The 4,451-nt window shown below is 31.0% G+C and carries 4 protein-coding genes; all 4 read left to right on the top strand.

Annotated elements, in window-relative coordinates:
- Positions 1-98: 98 nt before the first annotated feature.
- Positions 99-590 carry a hypothetical protein gene (locus tag BT151_RS18170; RefSeq protein ID WP_171946666.1) on the top strand — a complete coding sequence of 164 codons (492 nt, stop codon included), beginning with the start codon at positions 99-101 and terminating at the stop codon, positions 588-590.
- A gap of 550 nt (positions 591-1,140) precedes the next feature.
- Positions 1,141-1,737, top strand: coding sequence for a DUF6630 family protein (locus tag BT151_RS18175; RefSeq protein ID WP_072403788.1), 597 nt, complete (start codon positions 1,141-1,143; stop codon positions 1,735-1,737).
- A gap of 147 nt (positions 1,738-1,884) precedes the next feature.
- Complete coding sequence (locus BT151_RS18180) at positions 1,885-2,406, top strand: hypothetical protein (protein WP_072403790.1); 522 nt, start codon at positions 1,885-1,887, stop codon at positions 2,404-2,406.
- Positions 2,407-2,549: 143 nt separating this feature from the next.
- On the top strand, positions 2,550-4,160 hold the full coding sequence (locus BT151_RS18190) for a hypothetical protein (protein WP_072403789.1): 1,611 nt from the start codon (positions 2,550-2,552) through the stop codon (positions 4,158-4,160).
- The last annotated feature ends 291 nt before the right edge of the window (positions 4,161-4,451 follow it).

The raw sequence follows: 4,451 nt of genomic DNA on the forward strand, positions 1-4,451 counted from the left end.
ACACCTCAAGAAATTATGGATTCTGAACTAAAAAATGTAGCTTAGTATCTCACAAAAAAAAGCAACGTTTGTTGCGTTAGAACCTTGAATGCAGCGATATGCTGAAAATAATCCGAATAACATTTTACATAGTTTTGTCTCTTTTCTTATTGGACATTTTCGACTTATTTCAAACCAAAATCGGATTTTTAAAATCAATCATTTATTATGGGATTTTGATTTTACCAATTCCTTTGGTCATATTGGAATTTAAAGCTAATCGATATTTATCTGAACCTATATTAAGAAAGGGAATTCCAATTTTGACAATTATTGGACTGATTTACTTGAATCCATTAAAAATATTATTTCATACTCAAACGTGGAAAACTCAAACGGTTGAACTGATTAATAAAAATAGTGGTAATCATAAAGTGGAATTACAAATGAAAGATATTGGAGCTTTAGGTTATGCGAAACGAAACGCTGAAGTATATTATTTGACAAAGTATTTTTACTTTGTACTTTCCGAAAATTATGACGACAGGAATTTTATCGGAACTGACTGGAAAAGAATTGACGAAAACATTAATGAAATTGGATTAAAATAATGTCGGACTTTAATCTGACTTGAAAATAGAAACGGAAATAAAAAACGCACTACAACACCGTATAAAATTAATGGCTAGTTCTCGCCTACTTACGAAAATCCTCGCGGATTTTCTATCTGGTGTTTATTTGCTAAATTAGGTGCTTAAACACGCCACTAATCTTATACATCAACGTTGTGTACAATGCGCTCACTCGGTTAAAAAGCAATATAAATCTTTAATTTTTTCGCTTTAATTCTTAAAACATTTGACCTTAAAAAAACGTATATATTACGGATTTCTGACCTCTATTTACGGACAAAATTCTGACTCTAAAAATTCCGACCAAAGCAGAGCGCAACTGTTGCGAACGACTGACCTTCTGCACGGATAAACTAGATTGAAATAAATTAAGCACTGTACACAACATTGCCTATAATTCATTGCTGCGGATTTTTCCTGCGGAAAAATCTCGCACTTTTGCTATCTTTGATTTACGGCGGAAATGTCCTGCGGACTTTTCCGCAACGAAATCATAGCCGAACCGTTGGCATTAATATAAAAAACACTCATGATCAAAAAAATTTTAGCCCTTTCTATTTTTTCATTTCTTTTTGCTAATGGACAAAAGAAAACTGAAAATTATTTTGATTTAGGAAAGTTAATAATCGAAATAAATGATGAAAATCAAATTAAATCATTAGAAAAAAAAATCAATGAATATTATGAAGACAGAACTACTGTTTTCATAGGTCAAGAATATTACTATGATACTTCTGACAAAAAAAAATATGTTTCACGAGGTGGAGGAAAATATATAGAATCCCTAATTCATTGGTTTCTTCTAATAGACAATTTTAATTCAAATGATTATTTATTCGAATTTGATTGGAAACCTGATTTAGAAACAATAAAATGGGGAATCGAAAAACTAGCAACAAAAAAAGGATATAAAATTCCTGAATTTAATGTTAACGCTGATTACTCTGGACTAGATACTGGAAGTGTACTGAAGAAATACAATGAAATTCTTGAAAAAAATGGTTATGAATTAGTCTATTTAGATATTGATAGTGATTCTTATGTTACTGCATTAATACAAAGTAAGAATACGTCAAAAGTTATCGATAAGGGTAATGAATTGAATCATAAAATAAGAAAATACTAATGCCAACACCATGTATAATTAATTGCTTGGTTCACTGCCGACTTACGAACATTCCTGCGGAATATTCTATCTGTGATTTATTTGCTAAATTAGGTGCTTAACCACGCAACTAACCATACACAAACACGTTGGCAAACATTTGACAAAATGAAGATTATCCCATCTAAAGAAATAGAATTATTCACTTCACTTTCTAAAGAAGAAGTGGAGAAAATACTAACTAATAATATTCAAGCAAAGAAAGGAATTGAATTTAAATTAAACAGACCAACTAACCAGAAATCATTTGAAGGCAGCTTCTCTAAAGACCGATTTGACATTCAAAGAGTAATTAATTATAGAAACTCGTTTCGACCTCAGATAACTGGAAAAATTGTACATAGAAATGGTGGAACTAAAATTATTGCTGAACTAAAAATGCATGGATTTATAATTGCTTTTATGATATTTTGGCTTGGTGGAGTTTCTTTAGCTTCGATTGGAGCAATATACAGTATGATTACCAACGGAGTAGATGGATTTTATTCAGTCATACCAATAATTATGCTGTTATTTGGAGGAAGCATAGTTTATTTCGGATTTAAATACGAAGCTGACAAATCTATTAATGAGTTAAAAAGAATTTTTAAAGCCAAACTAAAAAATAAAACGTTTGCCAACACCGTATAAAAAAAATTGCTAGTTTTAGCTAAACCAAAATTAGTTGCTTGTTTGCTAGCTTCCGATTTTCCTTCGGAAAATCCTCGCACACAAACACGCAACTTTCCTTATACATAAACGTTGTGCTTCATGCAAAGAAACCTAATACATAAATGATAGATTGGATTAAAAACTTACTTGAAAACAAAATTGAATTCGAAGTTACCGAATGGCGAACTGATAATTCCATCTTAGAGTTTTTGAGCAATAATATAGACAGTAATGGAATTCTAAAAGAGTCTGCGAACGATTTACCTGATGAAAAAAAATCTGATGAAAGTGGAATTAGATTTGCACCAGGATTAATTGATTCAATGTTTGGAGCGGATGAATCTTCTGAATCGAAAGTTAAAATTAAAGAGTTATCAAAACTAATAAAAACAATAGCTAAAAAAGGAGATGCAGGAAGCAAATCAGAGTTTTATAAGAGAATAACTGAAAGTGATGGAGTAATTGGAATAATAGATGAATTTCTTCAAGAAATAGTAAATCAATCTTTACCCATTGAACCATATCTATTTGGCTTTGCTAAAAATTTAGCAACGAAAACAAGTCATAGAAATAGTGTCAAAATAGGAATTGCAATTCTTGGTCTTTGCCAAAAGAAATCAGTTGTAAATGAAATTAAGATTCTTGGTTTACATGATGAATTTACTGTTTTCTCTACAGTTGCTCTTTCTAATTTATCAGACAATCCAGTTAAAGATTTATGGGAGTTAGCTCGTAAAGTTGATGGTTGGAGAAAAATTCAACTTGTTGATAGAATAGCTAATATGGAATTATCACAAGAACTTAAAGATTGGCTAATTCTTGATGGATACAAAAACAGCATAATGAATGAATATTTGGCTTGTACTTGTGCTTTAAATGGGGAATTACATAAAAAACTTCAAAATGAAAAAATAGATAATAAGCTATTTAAATCTACAGGGGAAATTATTGAAGCCTTAATTTCTGGAGGACCAGCAGAAGATATTTCTGATTACGAATTCGCACCTGAAACAGTTGAGAATTTTATTCGACATGGAATAATTCAAGTAAAAGATATTACAGATTTTATCACATTAAATTCTATTAAAGATTTTCTTATCGAAATTCAAGACGATATAAGAGAACATAAAAAAAATGGTTGGACTCAAGACATAATTTCTAATTGTCTTATAGATATAAACGAAACTTTAAAAAATAAAGATTGGAAAGAACAGGCAGAAATAGCCTTAAAAAGTGATGATAATATTTTATACTGGAATGGAAAACAAGCCGCCCAAAAACTTGGTATTGAATTATGGGATGTTGTTTGGGCTAAACTACTAAAGAATCCTTTGGATAGTTCAGCTTGGTATGATGTTACAACTTATGGCAAAGAAGATAACGTGAATGACATAATTGACTTCGCTAAAAAAAATCTGCCTTTAGAGGAGTTAGGAGCTGGCCCAAAAGATTGGATGGGATTAGGCGAAGACTTTCAAAAGCATTCTTGTTTTGATAGTGTAATAACATTTTTAGAAGATTATCCAACAAAAGGAGAAGAACTTATTCTTGTTGGGTTAGATAGTCCAGTCACCAGAAATAGAAATATGGCAATTAGAGTTTTGGATAAATGGACATCTAAAAATTGGTCAGACGAAATTACCAAGAAGGTTAATCATTTAAAAGAAATTGAACCAAACGAAGACAGTAAAAAGAATATTGGGAGGCTACTAAAAGGGCTGGAATTAGAATAAAGCACGAAAGCACAACAACGGGTATAACTCATAGCTAGGTCGTGGTTTAATCGAAGGTTTCAGGCGTTTTTGGGAATCCGCCAAATTTTTAAATTTGGCTTTTAGGTCAATAAGATAAAAACAAAATGTAAAAATTTCTGCTCGTGCTAATTCTAAAAGTCCGTACCTTTTAACACGCTACGAGCCATACCCAAACCGTTGCCATTCATTGATGAACGCACTCCAAACATTAAAAAAAATATAATTATGGGCACATTTTACAATAAAAACACTAAAAAGATTACCGGAATA

It is taken from the genome of Flaviramulus basaltis (assembly GCF_900114265.1).
GTDB classification, from domain to species: Bacteria; Bacteroidota; Bacteroidia; order Flavobacteriales; family Flavobacteriaceae; genus Flaviramulus; species Flaviramulus basaltis.